Annotated in this window: 22 protein-coding genes; 11 read left to right on the top strand and 11 right to left on the bottom strand. The window is 62.5% G+C overall.

What is annotated here, in order from left to right; all coding sequences use genetic code 11:
• Window positions 1-21: 21 nt before the first annotated feature.
• The 8 genes from BANAN_RS00675 to fbaA all read right to left on the bottom strand — a co-directional run bounded on the left by BANAN_RS00675 (window position 22) and on the right by fbaA (window position 9408).
• Complete coding sequence (locus BANAN_RS00675; RefSeq protein WP_014697068.1) at window positions 22-849, bottom strand: ABC transporter ATP-binding protein; 828 nt, start codon at window positions 847-849, stop codon at window positions 22-24.
• The gene (locus BANAN_RS00670) at window positions 842-1849 is read right to left on the bottom strand and encodes an ABC transporter ATP-binding protein (protein WP_014697067.1); all 1008 of its coding nucleotides are present in this window, start codon (window positions 1847-1849) and stop codon (window positions 842-844) included. Before BANAN_RS00670 ends, BANAN_RS00675 begins: the two co-directional genes overlap by 8 nt.
• Window positions 1842-2825, bottom strand: a complete 984-nt coding sequence (locus tag BANAN_RS00665) for a branched-chain amino acid ABC transporter permease (RefSeq protein WP_014697066.1) — start codon at window positions 2823-2825, stop codon at window positions 1842-1844. The genes BANAN_RS00670 and BANAN_RS00665 overlap by 8 nt, the downstream gene beginning before the upstream one ends.
• Window positions 2826-2828: 3 nt before the next feature.
• Window positions 2829-4265: a branched-chain amino acid ABC transporter permease gene (locus BANAN_RS00660; protein ID WP_014697065.1), complete on the bottom strand. Its 1437-nt coding sequence runs from the start codon at window positions 4263-4265 to the stop codon at window positions 2829-2831.
• 741 nt (window positions 4266-5006) lie between these two features.
• On the bottom strand, window positions 5007-5381 hold the full coding sequence (locus tag BANAN_RS00655; RefSeq protein ID WP_014697064.1) for a fluoride efflux transporter FluC: 375 nt from the start codon (window positions 5379-5381) through the stop codon (window positions 5007-5009).
• Window positions 5381-6313, bottom strand: a complete 933-nt coding sequence (locus BANAN_RS00650) for a fluoride efflux transporter FluC (protein ID WP_014697063.1) — start codon at window positions 6311-6313, stop codon at window positions 5381-5383. Before BANAN_RS00650 ends, BANAN_RS00655 begins: the two co-directional genes overlap by 1 nt.
• Before the next feature lie 140 nt (window positions 6314-6453).
• The gene (locus BANAN_RS00645) at window positions 6454-7740 is read right to left on the bottom strand and encodes an adenylosuccinate synthase (RefSeq protein ID WP_014697062.1); all 1287 of its coding nucleotides are present in this window, start codon (window positions 7738-7740) and stop codon (window positions 6454-6456) included.
• 603 nt (window positions 7741-8343) lie between these two features.
• Window positions 8344-9408, bottom strand: a complete 1065-nt coding sequence (gene fbaA, locus BANAN_RS00640; RefSeq protein WP_014697061.1) for a class II fructose-bisphosphate aldolase — start codon at window positions 9406-9408, stop codon at window positions 8344-8346.
• Between the two features lie 143 nt (window positions 9409-9551).
• Here fbaA and BANAN_RS00635 point away from each other — a divergent pair, with 143 nt between their 5' ends.
• A complete protein-coding gene (locus tag BANAN_RS00635; protein WP_014697060.1) occupies window positions 9552-10862 on the top strand; it encodes a polysaccharide deacetylase family protein in 1311 nt (436 codons plus the stop codon).
• A 5-nt stretch (window positions 10863-10867) separates the two neighbouring features.
• Here BANAN_RS00635 and BANAN_RS00630 read toward each other — a convergent pair whose 3' ends face one another.
• The gene (locus tag BANAN_RS00630) at window positions 10868-11767 is read right to left on the bottom strand and encodes a LysR family transcriptional regulator (RefSeq protein ID WP_014697059.1); all 900 of its coding nucleotides are present in this window, start codon (window positions 11765-11767) and stop codon (window positions 10868-10870) included.
• Between the two features lie 174 nt (window positions 11768-11941).
• Between BANAN_RS00630 and BANAN_RS00625 the strand changes: the two genes are divergently transcribed.
• The 3 genes from BANAN_RS00625 to BANAN_RS00615 all read left to right on the top strand — a co-directional run bounded on the left by BANAN_RS00625 (window position 11942) and on the right by BANAN_RS00615 (window position 14347).
• A complete protein-coding gene (locus BANAN_RS00625) occupies window positions 11942-13000 on the top strand; it encodes a zinc-dependent alcohol dehydrogenase family protein (protein WP_014697058.1) in 1059 nt (352 codons plus the stop codon).
• Between the two features lie 17 nt (window positions 13001-13017).
• Window positions 13018-13806, top strand: a complete 789-nt coding sequence (locus BANAN_RS00620; RefSeq protein ID WP_014697057.1) for an SDR family oxidoreductase — start codon at window positions 13018-13020, stop codon at window positions 13804-13806.
• A gap of 67 nt (window positions 13807-13873) precedes the next feature.
• Window positions 13874-14347, top strand: a complete 474-nt coding sequence (locus tag BANAN_RS00615; RefSeq protein ID WP_014697056.1) for a flavodoxin — start codon at window positions 13874-13876, stop codon at window positions 14345-14347.
• Between the two features lie 53 nt (window positions 14348-14400).
• Here BANAN_RS00615 and BANAN_RS08775 read toward each other — a convergent pair whose 3' ends face one another.
• Window positions 14401-15078, bottom strand: a complete 678-nt coding sequence (locus BANAN_RS08775; protein WP_014697055.1) for a MerR family transcriptional regulator — start codon at window positions 15076-15078, stop codon at window positions 14401-14403.
• Between the two features lie 61 nt (window positions 15079-15139).
• Between BANAN_RS08775 and BANAN_RS00605 the strand changes: the two genes are divergently transcribed.
• From BANAN_RS00605 to BANAN_RS00575, 7 genes are all read left to right on the top strand, one after another.
• A complete protein-coding gene (locus BANAN_RS00605; RefSeq protein WP_014697054.1) occupies window positions 15140-15796 on the top strand; it encodes a flavodoxin in 657 nt (218 codons plus the stop codon).
• 39 nt (window positions 15797-15835) lie between these two features.
• Complete coding sequence (locus BANAN_RS00600; RefSeq protein WP_014697053.1) at window positions 15836-17131, top strand: ferric reductase-like transmembrane domain-containing protein; 1296 nt, start codon at window positions 15836-15838, stop codon at window positions 17129-17131.
• 53 nt (window positions 17132-17184) lie between these two features.
• Window positions 17185-17367 (top strand): hypothetical protein, encoded by a 183-nt coding sequence (locus BANAN_RS00595; RefSeq protein WP_014697052.1) that lies wholly within the window; start codon window positions 17185-17187, stop codon window positions 17365-17367.
• 56 nt (window positions 17368-17423) lie between these two features.
• Entirely contained in the window at window positions 17424-18449 is a 1026-nt protein-coding gene (locus BANAN_RS00590; RefSeq protein ID WP_014697051.1) for an aldo/keto reductase, read from the top strand.
• Between the two features lie 63 nt (window positions 18450-18512).
• The gene (locus BANAN_RS00585; RefSeq protein ID WP_014697050.1) at window positions 18513-19277 is read left to right on the top strand and encodes an alpha/beta hydrolase; all 765 of its coding nucleotides are present in this window, start codon (window positions 18513-18515) and stop codon (window positions 19275-19277) included.
• Window positions 19278-19418: 141 nt separating this feature from the next.
• Window positions 19419-19862 carry a cupin domain-containing protein gene (locus tag BANAN_RS00580; protein ID WP_014697049.1) on the top strand — a complete coding sequence of 148 codons (444 nt, stop codon included), beginning with the start codon at window positions 19419-19421 and terminating at the stop codon, window positions 19860-19862.
• Between the two features lie 23 nt (window positions 19863-19885).
• The gene (locus BANAN_RS00575; RefSeq protein ID WP_014697048.1) at window positions 19886-20602 is read left to right on the top strand and encodes a carboxymuconolactone decarboxylase family protein; all 717 of its coding nucleotides are present in this window, start codon (window positions 19886-19888) and stop codon (window positions 20600-20602) included.
• 10 nt (window positions 20603-20612) lie between these two features.
• Here BANAN_RS00575 and BANAN_RS00570 read toward each other — a convergent pair whose 3' ends face one another.
• Complete coding sequence (locus tag BANAN_RS00570; RefSeq protein ID WP_014697047.1) at window positions 20613-21830, bottom strand: WD40/YVTN/BNR-like repeat-containing protein; 1218 nt, start codon at window positions 21828-21830, stop codon at window positions 20613-20615.
• Between the last annotated feature and the right edge of the window lie 287 nt (window positions 21831-22117).

The following is a 22117-nucleotide window of genomic DNA, read 5'->3' as shown; positions in this document are numbered from 1 at the left end:
ACAGATTGTTTCTATTTTATTTCACTTGTTCTCTTTCTCGACCTCCTCTTCCAGATTGCCCAGGTACAGCGAGATGACCTTCGGGTCGTTCATCAGGTCGCGCCCGCGGCCCGAGTACGCGTTGTGCCCCTGGTCGAGCACGTAGCCGCGGTCGCAGATCTGCAGGCAACGCCGCGCGTTCTGCTCGACGATGACCACGGAGACGCCGGCCCTGTTCACCTGACGCACGCGAATGAAGGTCTCGTCCTGCATCATCGGCGAGAGGCCCGCGCTTGGCTCGTCGAGCAGCAGCACACTCGGCTGCATCATCAGCGCGCGCCCCATCGCCACCATCTGCCGCTCGCCGCCGGAGAGCTGGCCTGCCAGCTGGTTCCTGCGGTCGCCGAGCTTGGGGAAGATCGAGCAGACGTAGTCGAAGCGCTCGTTGAACAGCTTCGGCGCCTGATATGCGCCCATATGCATGTTCTCGGCAATCGTGAGGCTCGGGAACACGTTCTCCGTCTGTGGCACGAAGCCGACGCCCCGCGAGACGAGTTTGTCGGCACGCAGATTCGTGATGTCCTGCCCTTTGAGCGTGAGCTTGCCGGAGTGGATGTGCACGAGGCCGAACAGCGACTTGAGCAACGTGGACTTGCCGGCGCCGTTCGGGCCGATGATGCCCACGATCTCGCCGTCGTGCAGTGTGAGTGAGGCGCCGTTCAAGATGTTGACGCCCGGCAGGTAGCCGGCGACCAGATTGTCGGCGTCGAGCAGCGGCTCGCCCTCCAGCTCGCCCACATGGATCTGCGAGCGGTCGAGCGTCGAGACGTCGGGCGCCTCGGTTGGGGTCAGTGTTGCAGTGTCAGGCATTGCCACCCTCCAATCCTTCGAGTACGGAGTCGTCGCCGAGGTCGATGTTGGCGTGGGCGCCCAGGTAGGCGTCGACGACGGCCAGGTCGTCTATCACCGTCTTGGGCTGGCCTTCGGCCACGATCTTGCCCTCGGCCATCACGGTGACCCAGTCGGCGATATGGCGCACCATGTTGATGTCGTGTTCCACGAACAGCACGGTGGTGCCGTCTTCGCGCAACGCGATGATGTGGTCGAGCAGGCTCTGCTTCAGCGCCGGGTTCACGCCGGCCATCGGCTCGTCGAGCATGACGAGCTTCGGGTCGCACATGAGCGCGCGGGCCATTTCGAGGAGCTTGCGCTGGCCGCCGGAGAGCGCCCCTGCATAGTCGTCCTTCTTCTTGTAGAGCAGGAAGCGGTCGAGCAGCGCCTCGGCCTTCTCGCGGTTCTCCTTCTCTTGCTTCTTCCAGGCCGCCGGGAACAGCGAGCGGAACATACCCTCGCCGGGGTGGTCCTGTGCGCCCAGCATCATGTTGTCGAGCACGGTGAGCCGGCTCATCACCTTGGTGAGCTGGAAGGTGCGCACCATGCCTCCGCGCGCCACCTTCTCCGGGTTCACATGGGCCATGTCCTTGCCGTCGAACTGCCAGGAGCCGGTGTTCGGGGTGTCGAAGCCGGTCATCAGATTGAAGAACGTCGTCTTGCCGGCGCCGTTCGGGCCGATGAGGGCCGTGATGCCATGGCGCTCGATCTCGAAATGCTGCACATCCACGGCCGTCATGCCGCCGAAGCGACGGGTGACGTTATCGGCCACCAGAATCGGGTCGGGCTTGTGCACGCCGGGCTCGTTCTTCACGTAGCGCAGGTCTTCGGTCACCTTGTCGCCGTAGGCGGTGGAGATGAGCTTCTCCCCCTCCGGCGCCTTCGTGGCCCATTTCGCGATGTCGTAGAACGGTTCCTTCACGGTGGCCGTCGAGCCGGCAGCCGTGGTCTCGCTTGTCTTGTCGGTTGTGTCAGCCATTGAACGCCAGCTCCTTCTTGTTGCCGAGAATGCCTTGCGGGCGGAAGATCACGAGCAGCATGAGCGCCACGCCCACGATCACCCAGCCGAGGGCCTCGATCTGGTTCGAGGAGATCGCGGTCGTCAGAATCGTCACGCGCATCGTCTCCTTCACGGCGGTGAGCAGCACCCACAGCACGCAGGAGCCGAGCACCGGGCCCATGATCGTCGCGGCGCCGCCGAGCAGCAGGATCGTCCAGGTGTAGAACGTGACGGTGCGGCCGAGCGAATCCGGATTGAGTGAACGGGGCAGCACGAACACGATGCCGGCGATCGCGCCGAACAGGCCGCCCAGGATCAGCGCCTGCATCTTGTACTTAGTCACCGACTTGCCCAGCGAGCGAATCGCGTTCTCGTCCTCGCGAATGCCCTTGAGCACGCGGCCCCACGGCGAGTGGAACCAGCGCCAGCACAGCAGCAGGGCGATCGCCACGAGCACCCAGGCCACGATGCGCAGCCACCACGAGTTCGCGATGTTGTTGTTGTAGGTCCACAGCAGGAACTTCGTGGAGCCGTCGGGCAACGGCGAGGCGTTCTCGAAGTTCTCGGTGAAGTTCTGCGGCGCGATACCGGCGGAACCGCCGGTGAGCCAGGTGAGCGACGTGGAACGGCCCACAATGCGAATGATCTCTGCCGCCGCCAGCGTGACCATGGCGAGGTAATCCGGCCCGAGCTTGAGCGTCGGGATGCCGAGCAGAATGCCGTAGATCGCGGCGAGCACCAATGCCGTGAGCACCGAGGTGAACAGGTCGCAACCGTTCATCTGCGTAATGGCGAAGCCGTAGGCGCCCAGCAGCATGAAGCCGGCCTGACCCATGTTCATGAGGCCCGACATGCCGAAGTGGATGTTCAGGCCGATGGCGGCGAGCGCATATGCGGCCGTGGTCGGGGCGAAGAGCTCGCCCAGAATGTTGGAAAGTATGGTCATGAAATCCATGGGTCAGCCCACCCTCTTTTGCTTGCCGAAAATGCCCTGCGGGCGAATCAGCAGAACGAGAATCAGAATTGCCAGCGCGCTGGCGTAGCGCATGTCGCTGGGAATGACGAGCGTGCTCATGTCGGCCACAATGCCCACGATCAGGGCGCCCACCAGAGCGCCGTTCGCGGTGCCGAGACCACCGAGCGTGACGGCGGCGAACATGAGCATGAGCAACGTGACGCCGGTGTTCCAGGCGATGCCGTTGAGGTAGATGCCAATGAGCACGCCGGAGAGCGCGGCCAGGCCGCAGGAGAGGATCCACACGATGCGTACCACCGAATCCACGTTGATGCCCGAGGCCGCCGCAAGCGCCGCATTGTCGGACACGGCTCGGGTGGCGCGGCCCAGTCTCGTGCAGTACAGGAACACGGTGACGGAGACGATCGTCACCAATGCGATGGCCGCGGCGATCAGCGTCGGGGCGTTCGTGACGATCGGGCCGAGCTGAATGCCTTCCGGCACCGACTTGACAATGCCCTTGATGTCACCGCCGAAGAAGAACTGGTAGATGTACTGCAATGCCATCGACAGGCCGATCGTCACGATCATCTGCTGCATGACGCCCACGCGCTTGTGCCGCAGCGGCGCCCAGACGAGCTGGTTCTGCACCCAGCCGGTGAGTGCGCCGATCGCCACCGCGAAGATGGCCGAGAGCACGACCGGCATATGCAGCAGCTGGGTGCCCACATAGGCCATGAGACCGCCGAGCGTCACCTGCTCGCCATGGGAGAAGGAGCTCAGGCCGGTGGTGCCGTACACGAGGTTCATGCCCACCGCCATGAGGCCGAGCATGAGGCCGAAGATGCAGCCCGAGTAGAGCTGCTGCCAGAAGCGCGCCCAGAATCCGGAGCTCTTGCCGTCATCGCCGGCCTGCGCGGTATTCGCCGCAGTCTGCTCCCCGCTTTTGGCGGAGTCGGCATTGCCGCTTTCCGTTTTCGCCGCACTGCCTGCCGCGGCTTTGTCGAAACGCACGACGGCACGCTGCTTGGAGAACGACTTCTTGGCGATCTCCACCGTCGCGCTGCTTTCGCCGAGCTTGTACTTCTCGGCGACCGCCTTGTCGATGCTCACGGCGTACTCGCCGTCCGCATTCACTTCGAAGGCCCAGGCACCGTCTTTCGCAGTGGTGGCCGTGGCCTTCTCCTCGCCGCCCAATGTGACCGTCACGTCGGGGATTGGCGTCTTGTCTTGGGTCTGCAGAATGCCGCTCACACACCCGTGCTCCGCGTTCGGCACGCACTTGTCCACCGCTTCCGCGGCCACGGCGTTCGGCACGCCAATCATGCTGGCGAGCATCGCCAGCAACAAGCCCGCGATGCCCGCACACACGATGACCAGACCCTTTCGGCGCCGCCCGCGTTCGGCACGGCGTTGTGGTTGTGAAACCATGGATGCCATATGCACCCCCTCTCTCTTCGTTGCCTACAATTTAGGGGGCGAATGGCGAGCGCAAATTTCACTCGGTTTTCTGTTCTGTTACTCTGCAACGCGGCCGTTCACACGTCGCTTACAATCTGTGGTATTTTACGCGCGTGCGAACGAAATCATGCACATGGCAGTTGAGTCCCGCACAATGGCTGCGCTGGCGCTAAGCACCATGCACCTCGTCGGGTTCGATACGCGAGGCGAGTTGCCATGCCAGCCCATGCGTTTACGGAAACCGCGCGGGCTCTTCTCACGTACTTGCGCTGCGGCGCGACCCCGAGCAGCCAGTTCAGGAACTCCGCCAACGGAGCCCTTTCCTCTATGCCATTTCCTCTATGCCGCGGAATCCGATCTGCGCGCGAGACAAACCAAGTACCGCGTACTTAATCTGTCTCGCCAGATTGCGCTCAGTGAAACAGATTAAGTAATCAGCACTTGGTTTGTCTCACTGGCAACGCTGGAATGAGACAAACCAAGTGCTGATTACTTGGCTGATATCGCAAAGCCAATCTCTGTGAGAGGAAACAAGTAGACGGCACTTGGTCTGTCTCACTGAGGATGGCGAAGTGGGACACAGCAAGTTTCCGCTGCTTGGTTTGTCTCACGGTGAATCTGAGATGAGACAAAAAAGTAGGCGGCGGAGCGAAGGCATTCTTCGGACAAGACCTCACGATCCTGACGTTCCGCAATCAGGCACGGAACAGTATTCATGTATCAATGCCCGATCGAGCCGAAGAACCACCCCAGCACCACGGCGCAGAACGGCACGACGAGCGTGGTGAGGAAGTAGAAAGCGGCCACCGCGAGCTGACGCGTGCGAGTGAGCGACACCATCTCGTTGATCGCCGTGGAGAACGTGGAGAAACCACCCAAAAAACCGGCGACAAACAGCAAATAGGTGGAATAGTTCACTGTTTGGTAGAAGTATGCCGCGGCCGCAGTGCCAGCGCAGATGGCGGCGATGATGTTGATGATGAACGTGGAGAGCGGGTAGGCCCTATGCCACCAGCGTTGAATCGACGTGTTGAGCATGAAACGGGCGACGGCACCGAGTCCCCCGCATATGCAGACGAGCAGGAAGGTTCCCATCAGCGCACACCTCCGTCAATCCTATCGGCCACATTCCGCGACGGTTCCACCATGTGCTGGCCGGCCTCGGCGTCGAGATGCTCCTCTTCGCCGATAATCGGCAGCTCGTCGGTGCTCGGGTTCGGGTCGTCGCCGGCGGTGGCCGTCATCTGCACACCGTTCGCAGTGGGCACACGCACACCAATGGCCGGCTTGCGCACGGCCTCCATGCGTTCGCGCACATGCATGCCGGTGCGTTTGCGGGCAAGACGCAGACCCAGCCAAGTGCCGAACCAAGCAATCACGAACGCCACGACGAACGTGAACAGCGTGTACAGGAAGAACCCCAGGTATGAGTGGGAGTGGAGCGAGGTGATGTCTTCCACCATCATCGCCGAAAGCGTTGAGAACCCGCCGCACATGCCCATGCCGAAGCCGCCGTTGGCCAGCTGGCGCGTGCGCTTCTTCACCCACACGGCCTGCGACATGTAACTGACGAGCACAGCGAATATGAAGCACGCGCACAGGTTCGCGATCAGCGTGGCCGGGTGGAATGCCATGAGCAGACCGCCCTTCGACAGCGGCTGCGGCCACAGCAGCCACAGCGAATAGCGCAGGGCCGTGCCGAACATGCCGCCGACGAAGATCACCAGGTACATCATACCGTCCGCAAGCGGGTTGAACTTGGCCTGCATGCGTTTGCGGGGCGACAGCGGAATGCTCGGAGGGCGGCGTGCGGCCGCGGCGCCGGTGGGGTGCGGCTGCAGCATCTCCTTGCGGAAGTCCGGCGTCACCGGCTCGTGCGGGGCGCCGGTGGCCGGCGAGAACGACTGGGAATCGTAGAGGTGGAGGTGGGCGTCGGAATCATCCGACTCCATAGCAACAGAGGAAACACCGACGTCGCCCGGTGACGTCGCATCGGCATGCGTCAAGTGTTCTGGTCGCGTGGTCATTGCGCGTATCGCCTCGTCTCTATTGCCGGCCACTGCACCGTGCCAAACAGGTGTTCAGATTGCGGGAGCACGGCAGGCGTCACTGCGACGCGCGCGGACCCGTATGCCCTCGAAGGGCACGGAAACAGTGTAGCCGAAAGTCAGTCGAGAAGCGAATGGACCTCGATGATGTGGTCGCGCTGCGGGCCGGTGCCGATCGCGGAGATACGGCAGCCGGAGAGCTCTTCGAGGCGCTTGACATAGTCCTGGCAGGTCTGCGGGAGGTCTTCGAAAGCGTGCACCTGCGAGATATCCTCGCTCCAGCCCGGCATCATCTCGTAGATCGGCTTGGCGGCGGCGAAGGCCGACTGGTCGGTGGGCATGTCGTCGTAGCGCACACCGTTCACGTCATAGGCCACGCAAACCGGAATCTCATCGAGTCCGGTGAGCACGTCGAGCTTGGTGAGCACGATGTCGGTGAGACCATTGACCTGCGTGGCATAACGGTTCACCACGGCGTCGAACCAGCCGCAGCGACGCGGACGACCAGTGGTCACACCGTATTCGTGGCCCTGCGCACGCAGCCATTCACCGCTTTCGTCGAACAGCTCAGTGGGGAACGGCCCTTCGCCCACTCGGGTGACGTAGGCCTTGGAGACGCCGATCACGCGGTCGATCTTCGTGGGGCCCACGCCGGTGCCGGTGCAGGCGCCGCCTGCCGTCGGGTTCGACGAGGTGACGAACGGGTAGGTGCCGTGGTCGATGTCGAGCATCGTGGCCTGGCCGCCCTCGAACAGCACGGTCTTGCCGTCGTCGAGCGCATTGTTGAGAATGAGCGACGTGTTCGCCACGTACGGCTTGAGCTTTGCGCCCACCTCGAGCAGCTCCTGCACGGTGGCCTCCACGTCGAAGGCGCGGCGGTTGTAGAGCTTGACGAGCATCTGGTTCTTCTGGTGCAACGCATTGCTCACCTTGTCGCGCAACACGTCTTCATGGAACAGGTCGGCGATGCGGATGCCCACGCGGTTGATCTTGTCGGCATAGGCCGGGCCGATGCCACGGCCGGTGGTGCCGATTTTCTTCTTGCCGGCGAAGCGTTCGGTCACCTTGTCGATCATGCGGTGGTACGGCGCAATCACATGCGCGGACTCGCTCACCAGCAGGCGTGAGCAATCGATGCCGCGGCTCTCGAGCCCTTCAATCTCCTCGAGCAGCACTTCTGGGTCGACCACGACGCCGTTGCCTATGACCGGAGTCGCCGTCGGGCTGATGATGCCGGATGGCAGCAAATGCAGCGCATACGACTCGTCGCCGACCACCACCGTGTGGCCTGCGTTGTTGCCGCCGTTGAAACGCGCGACGTAATCGACCTTGGTGCCGATCAAATCGGTAGCCTTGCCCTTGCCTTCGTCACCCCACTGTGCACCAATCAACACGATTCCAGGCATTCCAACCTCCGCTTTGGGTCTAATGTAGCCGAAGTCAGGTTAGCACGAGCTCTTGAAGCGGCGGTTTCCGGGTCGCCTCGTGAGATGAGACTGCCGCATCCCCGATTCCCGCAGGGCGATATGCATGGCGACGCCTGCGACATGCGCGTAGGTGTCACACAATAGCCGCAATCGCAAAAGCAATTGCAAAAACAACTACCGAGGAAGCAGGAATCTGACCCGGGTGAGGAAGCAACTGCAAAAACGACAAGAGGGAAGATGCAATCCGGCAACCATGAGAGCGCGGATGCAAAAGAAGCACTCCTAAAAGCCACAGGATGGCCGGCCCCTCAACGTGACTGCAAGAACGACCAGGGAAGCCGTCTACGATCACCCCGCGGAGAATACAGTTGCAAGAACGGCACGCGAATGGAGCGGAAACCATACGCGATGAGAACGAAATTGCAAAAACGGCACGCGAAAGGAATGGAAAACAGCCGGAGCGAGGAAGCAACTGCAAAAACGACCACCGCAGGAGAAGGAATCTGTACAGCGTGAGGAAGAGACTGCAAAAACGACCATCGCGAGGGGCGGCACCGCGCACACGCGCCGCCCCTGCGAACACTACTTGAGTGCGCGACCGGCCGAACCGAGCTCCTCGCAGGCCTCCACCACGCGCGCCGCCATGGAATCCTCGGCTTCGCGGCCCCACGAGCGCGGGTCGTACTGCTTTTTGTTGCCCACTTCGCCGTCGATCTTGAGCACGCCGTCGTAATCACGGAACATGTGACCGGCCACCGCGCGAGTGAACGCATACTGGGTATCGGTGTCTATGTTCATCTTGACTACGCCGTACGAGACGGCCTTGGCGATCTCCTGGGCAGTGGAGCCGGAGCCGCCATGGAACACGAGTTCGAACGGCTTGCCGTCGGGAACATCGGCATCAAGCGTCGCGTTAATCTCACCGGCGCGCGAGGCATTCCACACGCCCTGCTGAATCTCGTGGAGCAGTGCGGGGCGCAGTTTCACCACGCCGGGCTTGTACGCGCCGTGCACATTGCCGAACGTGAAGGCGGCCATGTATTTGCCGCGCTCGCCCAAACCGAGTCTGTCGGCCACGGCCATGCCGTCGGCGACGCTCGAATACAGCTTCTCGTTGATCTCGGCGGAGTGACCGTCCTCCTCGCCGCCCACCGCGCCGATCTCGATCTCGAGCACGGTGTGGGCGAGTCTGGACTTCTCGAGCAGCTTCTCGGCGATGTCCAGATTCTCCTTGAGCGGCACTGTGGAACCGTCCCACATATGAGATTGGAACATGGGCTCGCGGCCGTGCTTCACCTCGTCGATCTCGATGTCGAGCAGCGGATTCACCCATTCGTCGAGATACTGCTTGGCACAGTGGTCGGTGTGCAGCGCCACCGTGATGTTCGGGTACTGCTTGGCCACCTCGTGCGCGAACGCGGCGAAGGCGAGCGAGCCGGTGACACGGTTGTTCACGCGCTGGCCCGAGAAATATGCGGCGCCACCGACGGACACCTGAATGATGCCGTCGGATTCGGCGTCGGCGAGACCCTGCAGGGCGGCGTTGAGGGTCTGCGAACTGGTCACGTTGATCGCGGGGTACGCGTAGCCGCCTGCGCGGGCGGCGTCGAGCATGTGTGCATACTGTTCCGGTGTTGCGATACTCATGGTTCCATTATGCGCGCGTGCACGTTACGCGACAGGCACTTCACGGTGAGCTCAGATGCCGAGGCCGCTGGCCAAAACCAGTGGGCGAATAGTACTCTGGAAGAGGTTACAAAGCGAGGTTGGCAGTGGCGAGAAGATTGAAGATGGATCGCGAGGATCACGTGGTGGGCAAAGACGCCGAGCGCATTCCTGATTATGAGAACGAGGAGGCGGACCGCGCGGAGTTCGAACACGAGGTCGAGGATCTCTCGTTCGGCGACAACGTGCATGCCCCGAAACCGAAACACCGCCATCCGGCACTGTTCTCGGCCGTGACCACGCTCATCGTGCTGTTTGTGCTCGCACTCGGCGCCGGGGCCTGGTACATGTGGCAATACCACTGGCGCACGCTTAGCATTGAGGTGGACGGCACCGCGTACTCCGCGAAGGCCGACACCACGGTGGCGGCGTTCATGCGCGACCACCGCGATTTCGAACGCAAACCGGGTCGCCTGCTGTCGGTGGAGGGCAAGGTGCTCGAACCCAGCGGCGGCAACACGGTGAGCGTGAAATTCGACGGCAAACAGATCGAGCCCGCCGACTGGGACCGCACACGTTTCGAAAAGAACGGCACGCTTACGGTCACGCCGGGCACCGATCTCACCGAGGAGCATACGGTGGAGCAGCGGAAGGTGCCGTTCAAGACGGACATCAATCTGAACGGCGGACCGGTGCAGATCGTCACCCAGCAGGGCGAGGACGGGCTGCAGGAGTTCTGGGTGGGCAAGCAGTCGAAGAAAACCGCCGCCAAGACCGTGATTCGCAAGCAGAAGCCGCTCATTGTGAAGTCGTTCGCACCGCACCCGGAGGGCAAGAAGGTCATCGCGCTCACGTTCGACGACGGTCCGAGCATCTACTCCGACAAGATCCTCGACATTCTCAAGCAGAACAAGGTGAAGGCGACGTTCTTCGAACTCGGCGAGCAGTCGCTCGAATTCCCGAAGGTGGAGCAGCGCATCGTGAAGGAGGGCCACCAGATCGCCTCGCACAGCGTCTCGCACCCGTACTTCCCGAACATGAGCGCGCAGGAGCAGCGTCAGGAGATCGAGAACAGCCTCAGCGACATCAAGAAGGCGTCCGATGTGAGCACGCGCACGTTCCGCGCACCGTACGGCGCGTTCGGCGTGGATGAGTGGAAGAACAACGCCACGCTGATCGACAGGAACTTGCTGTGGGACGTGGACACGCTGGACTGGAAGCGACCGGGTGAGAAGCAGATCACGAAGGAAGTGGTCGATTACGTGCACAACGGCGCCGTGGTGCTCATGCATTCGGGAGGCGGCGACCGCAGCCAGACCGTCAAGGCGCTGCCGGAGATCATCAAGCAGCTCAAGAAGAAAGGCTACTCGTTCGTCACCGTCGATGAGCTGTGCAAGGTGGCCGGGCTGCCCGAGGCCGCCGAGCCGAGCCGGTAGCGCGACTACTGCGCGGTCTGGATCTGCGTGATCACCGTGCGCAACTGCTGCAGGAACAGTTGGCAGACGCGGGACAGGTCGCGGTCCTTGCGCCAGATGACGCTCAGGCGAATGTCGAGCGGCGGGTCGAGCGGGCGCCAGACGAGATCGTGTTCGGGGTCGCTGAACTCGGTGAGATCGTTCACGGTGAGCATGTAGCCGACGCCGTTGCGCACCAGGCAGGCCGCGTTGTATGCGAGATTCACGTGGGAGACGATGTTGAGCGTCGTGCCTTGCGTGAGCCATCCGGACAGATCGCGGCGCTGGTTCGCGCCCGTCGACGTGATGAGCGGCATATCGCGGATCAGCTCGTTCGTGATCGTCTCGTTGGCGGCGATCGGGTCGTCGGCGCGCATGCCGATGCCGAGCGGATTGGCTCCGGGCAATGAAAGGTGGTCGAAGCGCGTCATGTCGATCGGCTGCATGATCACGGCGAAGTCGGCGATGCCGTTGTTGAGGCGTTCCACATTGTTCGGACCGTTGTCGTCGTGGATGTCGAAGGTGATGCGCGGGTACAGCAGGCGCGTCTGCGCGATGGCGAGCGCGACGATGTTCATCAGATTGCTTTCCGCCGCCGTGATGTGTATGGTGCCGGCGATCTCGTCGTGCAGATGCACTTCGGCGCGCGCACGGTCGGCGAGTTCGATGATCTGCCGTGCACGCCGGTAGAACACGCGCCCTTCTTTCGTCAGCGAGATGCTGTGCCCGCGGTTGCCGCGCTCGAACAGCGTCACGCCGAGCTCGTTCTCAAGCTCCTTCATCTGCCGCGACAGCGCCGGCTGACTCATGCGCAGCACGTCGGCCGCCGCGGAAATCCCCTCTTCCTGCACGACGGCGACAAAGTGCCGCAAGGTGCGAATATCCATATGAATATCACCTCACAGATTTACATCGAACATTTGCATACGATTATATCAAATCTTCGTATTTGTAATATCTTTTTCGCGGATTTACCGTGTTCACATACGCAACAGCATACCCATGCGCTCCCAATCACGCCGCTGTGCGGACCGGAGCGAATGGAACACGAAAGGACAACTATGGCGGAGAACATGATGAAAGCCGCGGTGTTCGTGGAACCCGAACACGTCGAGGTGCGCGAGGTGGAGCGCCCGAGAATCGAGAAGCCCACCGACGCGATTGTGCGCGTGCTCAAGGCATGCGTGTGCGGCTCGGATCTGTGGTGGTTCCGCGGCATCTCGGAACGCCCGCACAACACGCTCGTGGGCCACGAGGCGATCGGCATCATCGACGAGGTGGGCGCCGACGTGCACGACATGAAGCCCGGCGACTTCGTGATCGTCCCCTTCACCCACTGCTGCGGGCACTGCGAGGCCTGCGAGAAGGGCTACGACGGCAACTGCTTCAACATGGAGCCCGGCGGCAACGCCGGCTACCAGGCCGAATACATGCGCGCCACCTGGGCAGACACCGCACTCATCAAGATTCCGGGCACGCCCGCCGACTACACCGACGAGCAGATCGCCTCGCTGCTGGCGCTCTCGGACGTCATGGCGACCGGCTATCACGCCGCGTGGAGCTCGAGAATCGAACCCGGCGACACCGTGGTGATCTACGGGGACGGCGCCGTGGGCCTGTGCGCGGTGATCGGTGCGAAGCTGCTTGGCGCTGGCCGGATCATCATGATGAGCCGTCATGAGGATCGTGCGGCACTTGCCCGTGAATTCGGCGCGGGCGACATCGTTCCCGAGCGCGGCGACGAGGCGGTGGCCCGCATCATGGAGATGACGGACGGCGCGGGCGCCGACCGCGTGCTCGAATGCGTCGGTTCCGAGCAGAGCATTGAATCCGCCGTGCGCAGCGGACGCCCGGGTGCCTATGTGAGCCGCGTCGGCGTGCCGCATGACAACAGCATCGACGTGAACGCGCTGTTCTGGCGCAATGTATCGCTGACCGGCGGCATCGCCTCGGTGGCCACGCACGACAAGGGCACGCTGCTCAAGGCCGTGCTCGACGGCGAGATCAACCCGGGCAAGGTGTTCACCACCTCCTTCGACCTCGACCATGTGCAGCAGGCCTATGAGGCGATGGACGAACGCCGTGCCATCAAGTCGATGATCGACATCGCCGAAGCGTAACGAAAGGTTAGAGCCCCATGAAACCAACACATGTCCTGGTCGTGGGCGCCTCGGGAAGCATAGGGCGCCATGCCGTGGAGAAGGCGCGTGCGGCCGGCTACCGCGTGCGCGCACTCGTGCGCGACCCGGCACGCATCCATTTCGGATGCGGGGTCGAAGTGGTCCAAGGCGACCTGACGAGCGTGGAGTCAATGCGGCAGGCCCTTGACGGCATTGACGGCATTGTGTTCACCCACGGGTCGAACGGAGGGCCCACGCTCACCGAAACCGTCGATTACGGTGCCGTGCGCAACGCGTTGGAGGCACTCGACGGGCGGCCTGCGCGCATTGCGCTGATGACGTCGATCGGCGTGACGAACATGGACAACGACTACAACCGCTCCACCGAGGCCCATGACTGGAAGCGCCGCAGCGAACGCCTGGTGCGCGCCTCGGGCAACGAGTACACGATCGTGCGGCCGGGCTGGTTCGACATGGAGGGCGCCGACGAGCACCAGCTGAAGTTCGAGCAGGGAGACCGGCGCGACCCCATGGGGCCGCAGGACGGCTCGGTGGCGCGCCGCCAGATCGCCCAGACGCTCGTCGACGCACTCGGTTGCGAGGAGGCAGACCATAAGACGCTCGAACTCATCGACGTGGCCGGCTCAGCGCAAACCGACGCCGAACTTGCGTCGATGTTCGCCGCATTGCAACCTGACACCGGACTCGACGGCGTGCTGGACCGCGACAACTTCCCCGAGTACACCCAGCCCAAGCGCGTACGCGAGCAGATCGCGCGCATCGAGACGATGCGCGCCGAACAGTGAACGTCCGCGATCCAGGCACGTTCCACAACGCACCTCACCTCATTGAAGCAAACAGGAAGGCAATGCCATGAGCAAGCAATTGGTCGTATACATCTCCGCCACCGGCACCACGCGGCGGGTGGCACAGAACCTCGCGAAGGCGATCGACGCCGATCTCGCCGAGATCGTCCCGGCTCCGCCGTTCACCGCGCAGGACATCGACTGGACCGATCCGACGAGCCGTGCTTCGCGCCAGCATGCTGACCGCGCGATGCGGCCACCCATCTCCGCAAGCCCCTCTGTGGATGGTTACGACGAGATCTTCGTCGGCTACCCGCTGTGGTGGGACACCGCACCGCGCGAAGTGCGCACCTGGCTCGAATCGCATGATTTCACCGGTAAGACGATCACCACGTTCGCCACGTCGTCATCAAGCACACGCGGCGCGCTCGGCGAGCAGCTGCACGATTCGGCACCGGACGCCCATTGGGTGAACGGGCGTCGCTTCGCCGCGAATGCCAGCGAGGCCGAACTCAAGGCCTGGGCGGATTCGATCGCCTGACGGCACGGCGGTGGATGGGCGTGCATGCCGCGCCCATCCACCGCCCCAGCCGCTCACTCCTCCAGCCCGAGCACGTTGCTCACGTACGGCGTGGTGCCGTCGAGCACCGCCTCATAGAACTGCTCCTTGGCATCGATGTAGGCAATCGAATCCTCGATGTCCTGCAACCGATGCTGGAGCTCCTCACGTTTCTCCGCCAATATCTCCCGCCGCTGCGGAATGGATGCCTCGCCCTCGAGGCATAGCGCCACGTACCGCTTCATCTCGGCGATGCCGAGGCCACAGCGGCGCAGACACACCAACGACCGTATCCATGCGATGTTGTGGTCGTCGAAGACCCTGTGGTTGCGTGCGTCACGATGCACACGCGGCACGAGCTCCGACAGGCAATAGAACTTCAGGGTCTCGTAGCTCAATCCGGTGAGCTCACAGGCCTGCTTCATCGTGTACATGGTCGCTCCCATCCGATCGCGTCGTGCGCCGTACGCGACGGCATTCGCGATCATCAGACAGTATGCCCGATGCTGACCGGTACCGCTACCGGCACATAGCCGAGAGAAAACCAATTCGCGCCGGTAGCGCTCCCGCCCGCTAGATTTGTTGGCACCGAAGCCGCCGGCATCGACACCGAATTCCACCACTATCCACAGCTCGGCCACGGCTTCGGGCTCGGCGTGGGAACCACCGCCGAAGGCTGGATTGACGACGCCACGGCGTTCTGGGCCAAGCACATCGAACCGTGATCAATTCCACAGCTCATCCAATCCACGAGAACAACCGGAAAGGAACACCATGAACACCACGTCAACCCGCTCACGAGGCCTACTCGCACTGCTGCTTGCCTTGGCGATGATCCTCGGCTTCTCCGCATGCGGCTCGACATCAGGCTCCTCGTCGAACTCGTCGGGATCCTCCACAGCGTCGAGCAATCCTGGAGGCAACACCGGCACCTCCGACGGCACCCCGAGCGTGACGAAGGGCAGCAATGGCAAGACGCTCATCGCCTACTTCTCGAAGACAGGCACCACACAGCGCGCCGCCGAGGAAATACAAAAGCTCACCGGAGCCGACATGTTCCGCATTGAACCGGAGAAGGCATACCCGGAGGAGTATCAGCCGACCACCGAAGTGGCCCGTGAGGAACTCAACAACAACGAACGCCCTGCCGTGAAAGGCAAGGTTGACGACATGGCGCAGTACGACACCATCTTCGTCGGATACCCGATCTGGTGGGGCCAGGCGCCGATGCCCGTGCTCACGTTCCTGGAATCATACGACCTCTCCGGCAAAACCGTGGTTCCCTTCTGCACCGCCGTATCCAGCGGCATCGAGGGCAGCATCGACATGCTCAAGGACAGTGCCAAGGGCGCCAACGTCACCGAGGGTCTGCGCGTCAGGTCGGCCGATGAAATCCAGCCCTGGCTGCAGAAGATTGGCGTGCTCAAGTAGCCTGCCGACCCCCCTGAGCGCTAACCGACGCATATGCCCATGAAACGCATTGCACTCCGTCGATCCCCCATTCAGGCCGTATTGGTGTGGGTCGCCGCGTTCGTCGTGGTGCCCATACCATTCACGGCAATCCTGTGGGCCACGCTCGGACCGATGTACCGTTCGATGCTCACGCCCATCACCGCCGGCATCTACGCCTACATATGGATGCTTGAATGCGTGTGGCTCGGCTGCCGACCCCGCTGGCTTGACCGCATCATAGGACTGCCCGGCATCTACGTGCTGCACGGCGTGCTCGGCACCGGGGCGCTCGCACTCGTCATCTATCACCAATACGTACTGCCGTCGTTCGGACCGGCGAAAACAACGGGAGAGATTGCGTTCTGGACGTTGGTCGGCATTGTCGCGCTCGCACTCGTCATGATGGCAGACTGGCTCGATACGCTGGTTCCGCCGCTCGCCACCGTGCGCAGCTGGCTCGAACGCGTGTTCCGCCATGAGTTCACCGTGTGGCTGCACCGCATTGTGCTCGTCGCCGTCGTGCTCGCCTGCCTGCATTTCAATCTGGTCTTCTATATCAAGGACCTCACGGCGTTCATCGTCACGATGGACGTGACCACCGGGCTCGTGCTCGCCTGGTATGCGTGGGTGAAATTGCGCGACCGCATGTTCGCCGCCCGCGGCAAGGTCGTTTCCGCGCGCAGAGTCTCAAGCGACATCGTGGAGATTCTCGTGGACTGTCCGGCGATGCGCAGCTGGGAATACGGCAACTTCGTGTTCCTCAGACTCCCCCACGAACGCGGCATGCACGGGTTCCACCCGTTCTCGATTGCGAATCTGCCCGGTGAGCATGGTGATGCGATGCGGTTCGCCGTGCGCATCAACGGCGACTTCACCGAACGGCTGTACCGCACCGCGCGGGCCGGCATGCGCGTGGACGTCATCGGGCCGTTCGGCATGTATGAACGGTTCATCGCACGCCACGACGCGCATGCGCCGATTGTCGTGTACGCGGGCGGCGTCGGCATCACGCCGATCATACCCACGATCATGGCGCTGTCCGGCACCAATCGCCCGGTCACCGTGATGTACACGGCGAAACGCGCCGACGACCTGTTGTATGCAGACGAATTGCGTAAGTGGAGCGCAAGCGAAGCGCACACGCTGCACATGCAGGTGGGGCGCTGGAGCAAGGCGGAACTCGCCGAACAGATCACCGATGGCGCGATCTACCTGATCGCCGGCCCCTCCGGCATGATCCGCGACGTGCGCCGCATGCTGCTACGCCACGGTGTGCCCGGTTCGCGCATGTTCTACGAGCCGTTCACCTGGTAGGCCCCGCATAACCAATTCACTTATTGAACGAGTATTGAGTATTGGAGGAAGCCATGCGAATACGTCACGGCCATTTGTTCACACGACTCGCCATCGCTGCGATTGCGGCGTTGCGTGACGCAGGCGTGGGCGTCGAAACCCATGAGATGAACGGCTGGCCGCACGGTTTCGGCGCCGACGGCGGCTGGACCGGCCAGTATTTCGCCCCATGGCTCACCACCGTGTTCGCCCGGTAATCTGAGCCCAACCCACATCTACGAATAACGCATACGACACAGGAAAAGAGGAACCTATGCAATACACCACACTCGGCCCGAGCGACCTCGAAGTCTCACGCATCTGCCTGGGCTGCATGAGCTTCGGCGATGCAGGCGACGGTCGACACAGCTGGACGCTCGACGAGGAATCGTCACGCGCGATTGTGCAGCAGGCGCTGGACGCTGGCATCAATTTCTTCGACACGGCGATCGTCTACCAGAACGGCACGTCGGAGGAATACCTCGGCCGCGCGCTCTCCTCCATGGCGGCACGCGACGATGTGGTGGTGGCCACGAAGTTCCTGCCGCGCACCGACGAGGAGATAGAGAACGGCGTGAGCGGCCAGCAGCACGTCCGCGACAATCTCGATATGAGTCTGCGCCATCTCGGCATGGACCACGTGGACCTGTACATCTATCACATGTGGGATTGGCGTACGCCGATCGAGGAGATCATGGAAGGCTTCGCGAACGCAGTGGCCGCCGGCAAGACGCGGTACATCGGCGCGGCGAACATCGTAGCGTGGCAGCTGGAGAAGGCCAACGCCATCGCCCGCGAACATGGCTGGCCGCAGTTCATCTCCGTACAGAACCACATGAATCTGCTGTTCCGTGAAGACGAGCGCGAGATGCTTCCCTGCGCGCAAGAGGAGGGCATAGCGCTTACGCCATACAGCGCCCTCGCAAGCGGGCGCCTGAGCCGCAGGCCGGGCGAGACGAGCCGCAGACTGCGCGAGGATTCCTTCGCCCATGGTAAGTATGATGCCGCCGCTGCAATGGATGCCGACATCATAGACGCGGTGAGGCGCATCGCCGAGGCCCGTGGCGTGACGATGACGACGGTCTCACTCGCATGGTTGCTTACCAAAGTGACAGCGCCCATCATCGGCGCGACGAAACCGCATCATCTCGACGGCGCGGTCGCGGCCGTCGATTTCGAGCTCAGCGACAACGAAATCGCCGCACTCGAACGTCCATACCAGCCGCATCCAATCGTCGGTGTCATGGCACAGAACACGAAGGAGAACGCAGCCGTCTCCAAAAGCTGGGAGCGCAAGTAGCGACGAACGGCCGAACCGCCCACCAGCTGTGCGGCGCAGGCAAGCGGCCTGTAGGCGCAGACCTTGTCCGAGCGCGGGTTCCTCACGATCGCGTTCGACCCGTCGTTCACCGGCGAATCCGGCGGCTCGCCGCGCGCGGTCGCCTCCCCCGACATCAACACCGAGGATTTCTCCGCCGCCGTGGATTATCTGGCAAACCGCAGCGACGTGAATCCGGAGGGCATCGGCATTGTGGGCATCTGTGGCTTCGGCGGCCTGGCACTCAATGCCGCCGCGAACGACCCGCGCATCAAGGCCACCGTGGCGAGCACCATGTACGACATGAGCCGCGTCACCGCGAACGGCTACTTCGACGCCGACGACTCGGCCGCCAAGCGCAATGAGATGCGCGCACAGCTGGCCAAGCAGCGCACCGAGGACTACGCGAACGGCGACTATGCACGCGCCGGCGGCGTCATCGACCCGCTGCCCGACGACGCCCCGCAGTTCGTCAAGGACTACCACGCGTACTACAAGACCCCGCGCGGCTACCATGCGCGCTCGGTGAACTCGAATGCCGGCTGGAACGTCACCTCGTCGCTGCCGTTCATGAACATGCCGCTGATGACCTACATCGGCGAGATCGAGAACCCGGTGCTGCTCATTCACGGCGAGAAGGCGCATTCGCTGTACTTCAGCAAGGCCGCGTATGAGAAGCTCGAGCATGGCGTGAATCCGGCGAACAAGGAACTGCTGATCATCCCGGGTGCCAATCACACCGATCTGTACGGCAATCTCAATGCAATCCCGTTCGACACGATCGCCGGGTTCTTCACGCGGAATCTGTAAGCGCAGACCGCGCAGACCATATGCACATCGCGAATGCAATACATGATTTTTCATCATTTGTTGCATGCAACAGTGCGCCGCATAATACTCACAGACATGCCGAGCGCGGCATATGAAAAGGCATATGAAAAGAGGCAAGCAATGAACAATTACCCGATTCCTGTCGGCGTTCCGACCGCATACGCACAGTCGCTCATGTTCCCGGTGGGCGAGCCGAACGACGCCTACGCGCAGTATTTCACCGGCAGAAGCTGGCTTGCGCCGGTCTCCGGCGAACAGGTCAGCATGGCCAACGTGACCTTCGAACCCGGCTGCATCAACCATTGGCACGTCCATCACGCCACGAGGGGCGGTGGACAGATGCTCATCTGCGTGGGCGGCCGCGGGTATGCGCAGATCGAAGGCCAGGACCCAATCACGATGACGCCGGGCACCGTCGTGCACATTCCGGCGAACACGAAGCATTGGCACGGCGCGGCCCCCGGCAGCTGGTTCTCGCACATCGCCATCGACGTGCCGGGCGAGGGCAAGAGCAACGAGTGGCTCGAACCGGTGGACGAGGCATTCTACCGCTCGCTCAAGTGAGACAATACGCAAAGAAGTCTGGAATGACTGGCACAACCGAACAACCGAATGAACGACTGAAAGAGACCGACCCGCAGTTCGCCGAGCGCATGCTACATTTCGCCGACGTGGAGGTCGCGCAAGACCCCGAAACGGAGCTTGAACCGGCCACGCGCTACCTGGCCATTCTGGCCACGCTGCTCGGCTGCCAGGGCGCGGATGAGTTCCGCATTCAGCTCGGGCGCGCGCTCGACGCCGGGCTGACGCCGGTGCAAGCGAAGGAGGTCGTGTACCAGGCCGTCGACTACCTCGGCATCGGTCGTGTGCGCCCGTTCCTCACCATCACGAACGAGGTGCTCGAAGCGCGAGGAGTGGCCCTGCCGTTGCCCGACCAGACCACCACAACCATGGAGAACCGCCTCGCGGCCGGCAATGCCAAACAGGTCGAGCTGTTCGGCGAGGGCATGGACAAGAGCTACGAGCGCAGCAAGGTGAACTATTGGCTTGCAGACAACTGCTTCGGCGACTACTACACGCGCACCGGGCTCACCAATCTGCAGCGCGAGATGATCACGTTCTGCTATCTCGCGGCACAGGGCAGCGTGGAACCGCAGCTGCTCGCCCACACGAAGGCGAACATCGCCCTCGGCAACACTGCCGACTTCCTGCGCACAGTGGTACTGCAGAATCTGCCCTACATCGGCTACCCGCGCACGCTGAACGCCCTGCGCATCGTCGAGGAGGCCGACAAAGCGAAGTAAGGAGCGGCGTTCAACCTGCAGGCATTGGCGTGGGGGCGGGCTGTTGCCTGATGAAGGTGCACGCATCCGTGGCCGGATCGTACGAGAACACCGCCTCCACGACTGTGCCATTCGGCGCATAATCGGCATCTTCTCCCTGACCCATTGCGAGATAGGCCGTGCCATCCTCCACCCATACATGCGTCGGCGTATCAAATGGGTAATACCCCAGCTTGCCCTCCAAACCAGGTTCCTTGGGTATTCCCAGTTCACGCCATGTGGCCCCTGAATCCGACGAGACATGCAGCGATCCGGCCTGCCCGACAATCACCGTGGTGTCATTGACCCATCCCGCCATCGTCAGATCGGACGGATATTGCATATACAGCGGAATCTGCCGCCACACGGCCTCCGCATCCGCGCGCAGTTCGGGCAACGTGCCCGCGACCATCGCATACCCGACCGAGCCAAGCGTGTCGCCATACCCATATGCCACCCCGATGCGGTCGCCGACCACGGAGATGTAGGAGGGGGCCTGTACACCGTGCCCCAATGCGGATGTGAGCCACGTCGAACTGGCGTCCCATGAATAGAGGAGTTGCGCCGTATGCGTGCCCTCGTCGTACCCTACGAACGCCGTGAACTGTGGCGTGATCACATACCTCGACGGCTCGAGCCATAGCATGGTGTTCGCGTTAATGCCGCCCACGATGCGCGCGACGCCGTCGGGCACCTCATGCCACGTCGTCCCGCCGTCGTAGGTCACCTCCAGCTTCTCTTTGGACAGACGATACCCGTTGCGGCCGTCGAGCACCGGAGCCGTGGGATCCGGCTCCGTCTTCTCGAACTGCTCCGGATACGCCAACCGCTGATACATGATGGGCTCCATCACCTGCGCGATGCGGTAACCGTCCTGACGCGGCTCCAATGCGAACACACACGATTCGTTGATCCCCGACTCCACGGCGTACGTCTGGCATCCATGCACGTCGGTGATGCGCTGGATCGATGCAAACCGCGGGCGCACCGTCGCGTCCAGCTGCACGTAGATGTTCCGCCCATCGGATTGGTCATACCGCGACGCGATATTCGGCAATCGCTGCACGGTGCGAATCCGCACCGAGCTCAACTGATACTGCGGCGCAACGCCGATTTCCTGCTGCCTGCCCTTCCACTGGCTGTACCATTGCGACATGTCATCGGTCACCGAACTGTCCGCAGACACGCGCGCAATCGTCTGCCCCGTCATCGATGGCACCCTGTAAGCGTGCCACCATGTGGACAGACGCACTGCGACGCCGGCCAACAGACCGATTACCACCACGCAGGCGATGATGATGACGCGTACACGGTGGAAACCATTACCCCGTGCCGTTTCTTGCGACTGCCGCTCCCGACCCATACACCCAATCTACCCCACCAGGCGCATACCTCCGTCCCCGATGCACCCCATCGCGCAGTCGCCACCATACATATCAGCCGTGCGTGTACAAACACACATGGCCAATATATGCGCGCCTTGCGCAAACGCGACAT

This window comes from Bifidobacterium animalis subsp. animalis ATCC 25527, from assembly GCF_000260715.1.
Lineage (GTDB): Bacteria > Actinomycetota > Actinomycetes > Actinomycetales > Bifidobacteriaceae > Bifidobacterium > Bifidobacterium animalis.
Note: the sequence above shows the minus strand (reverse complement) of the source record. Positions and strands in the feature narration are given on the sequence as shown.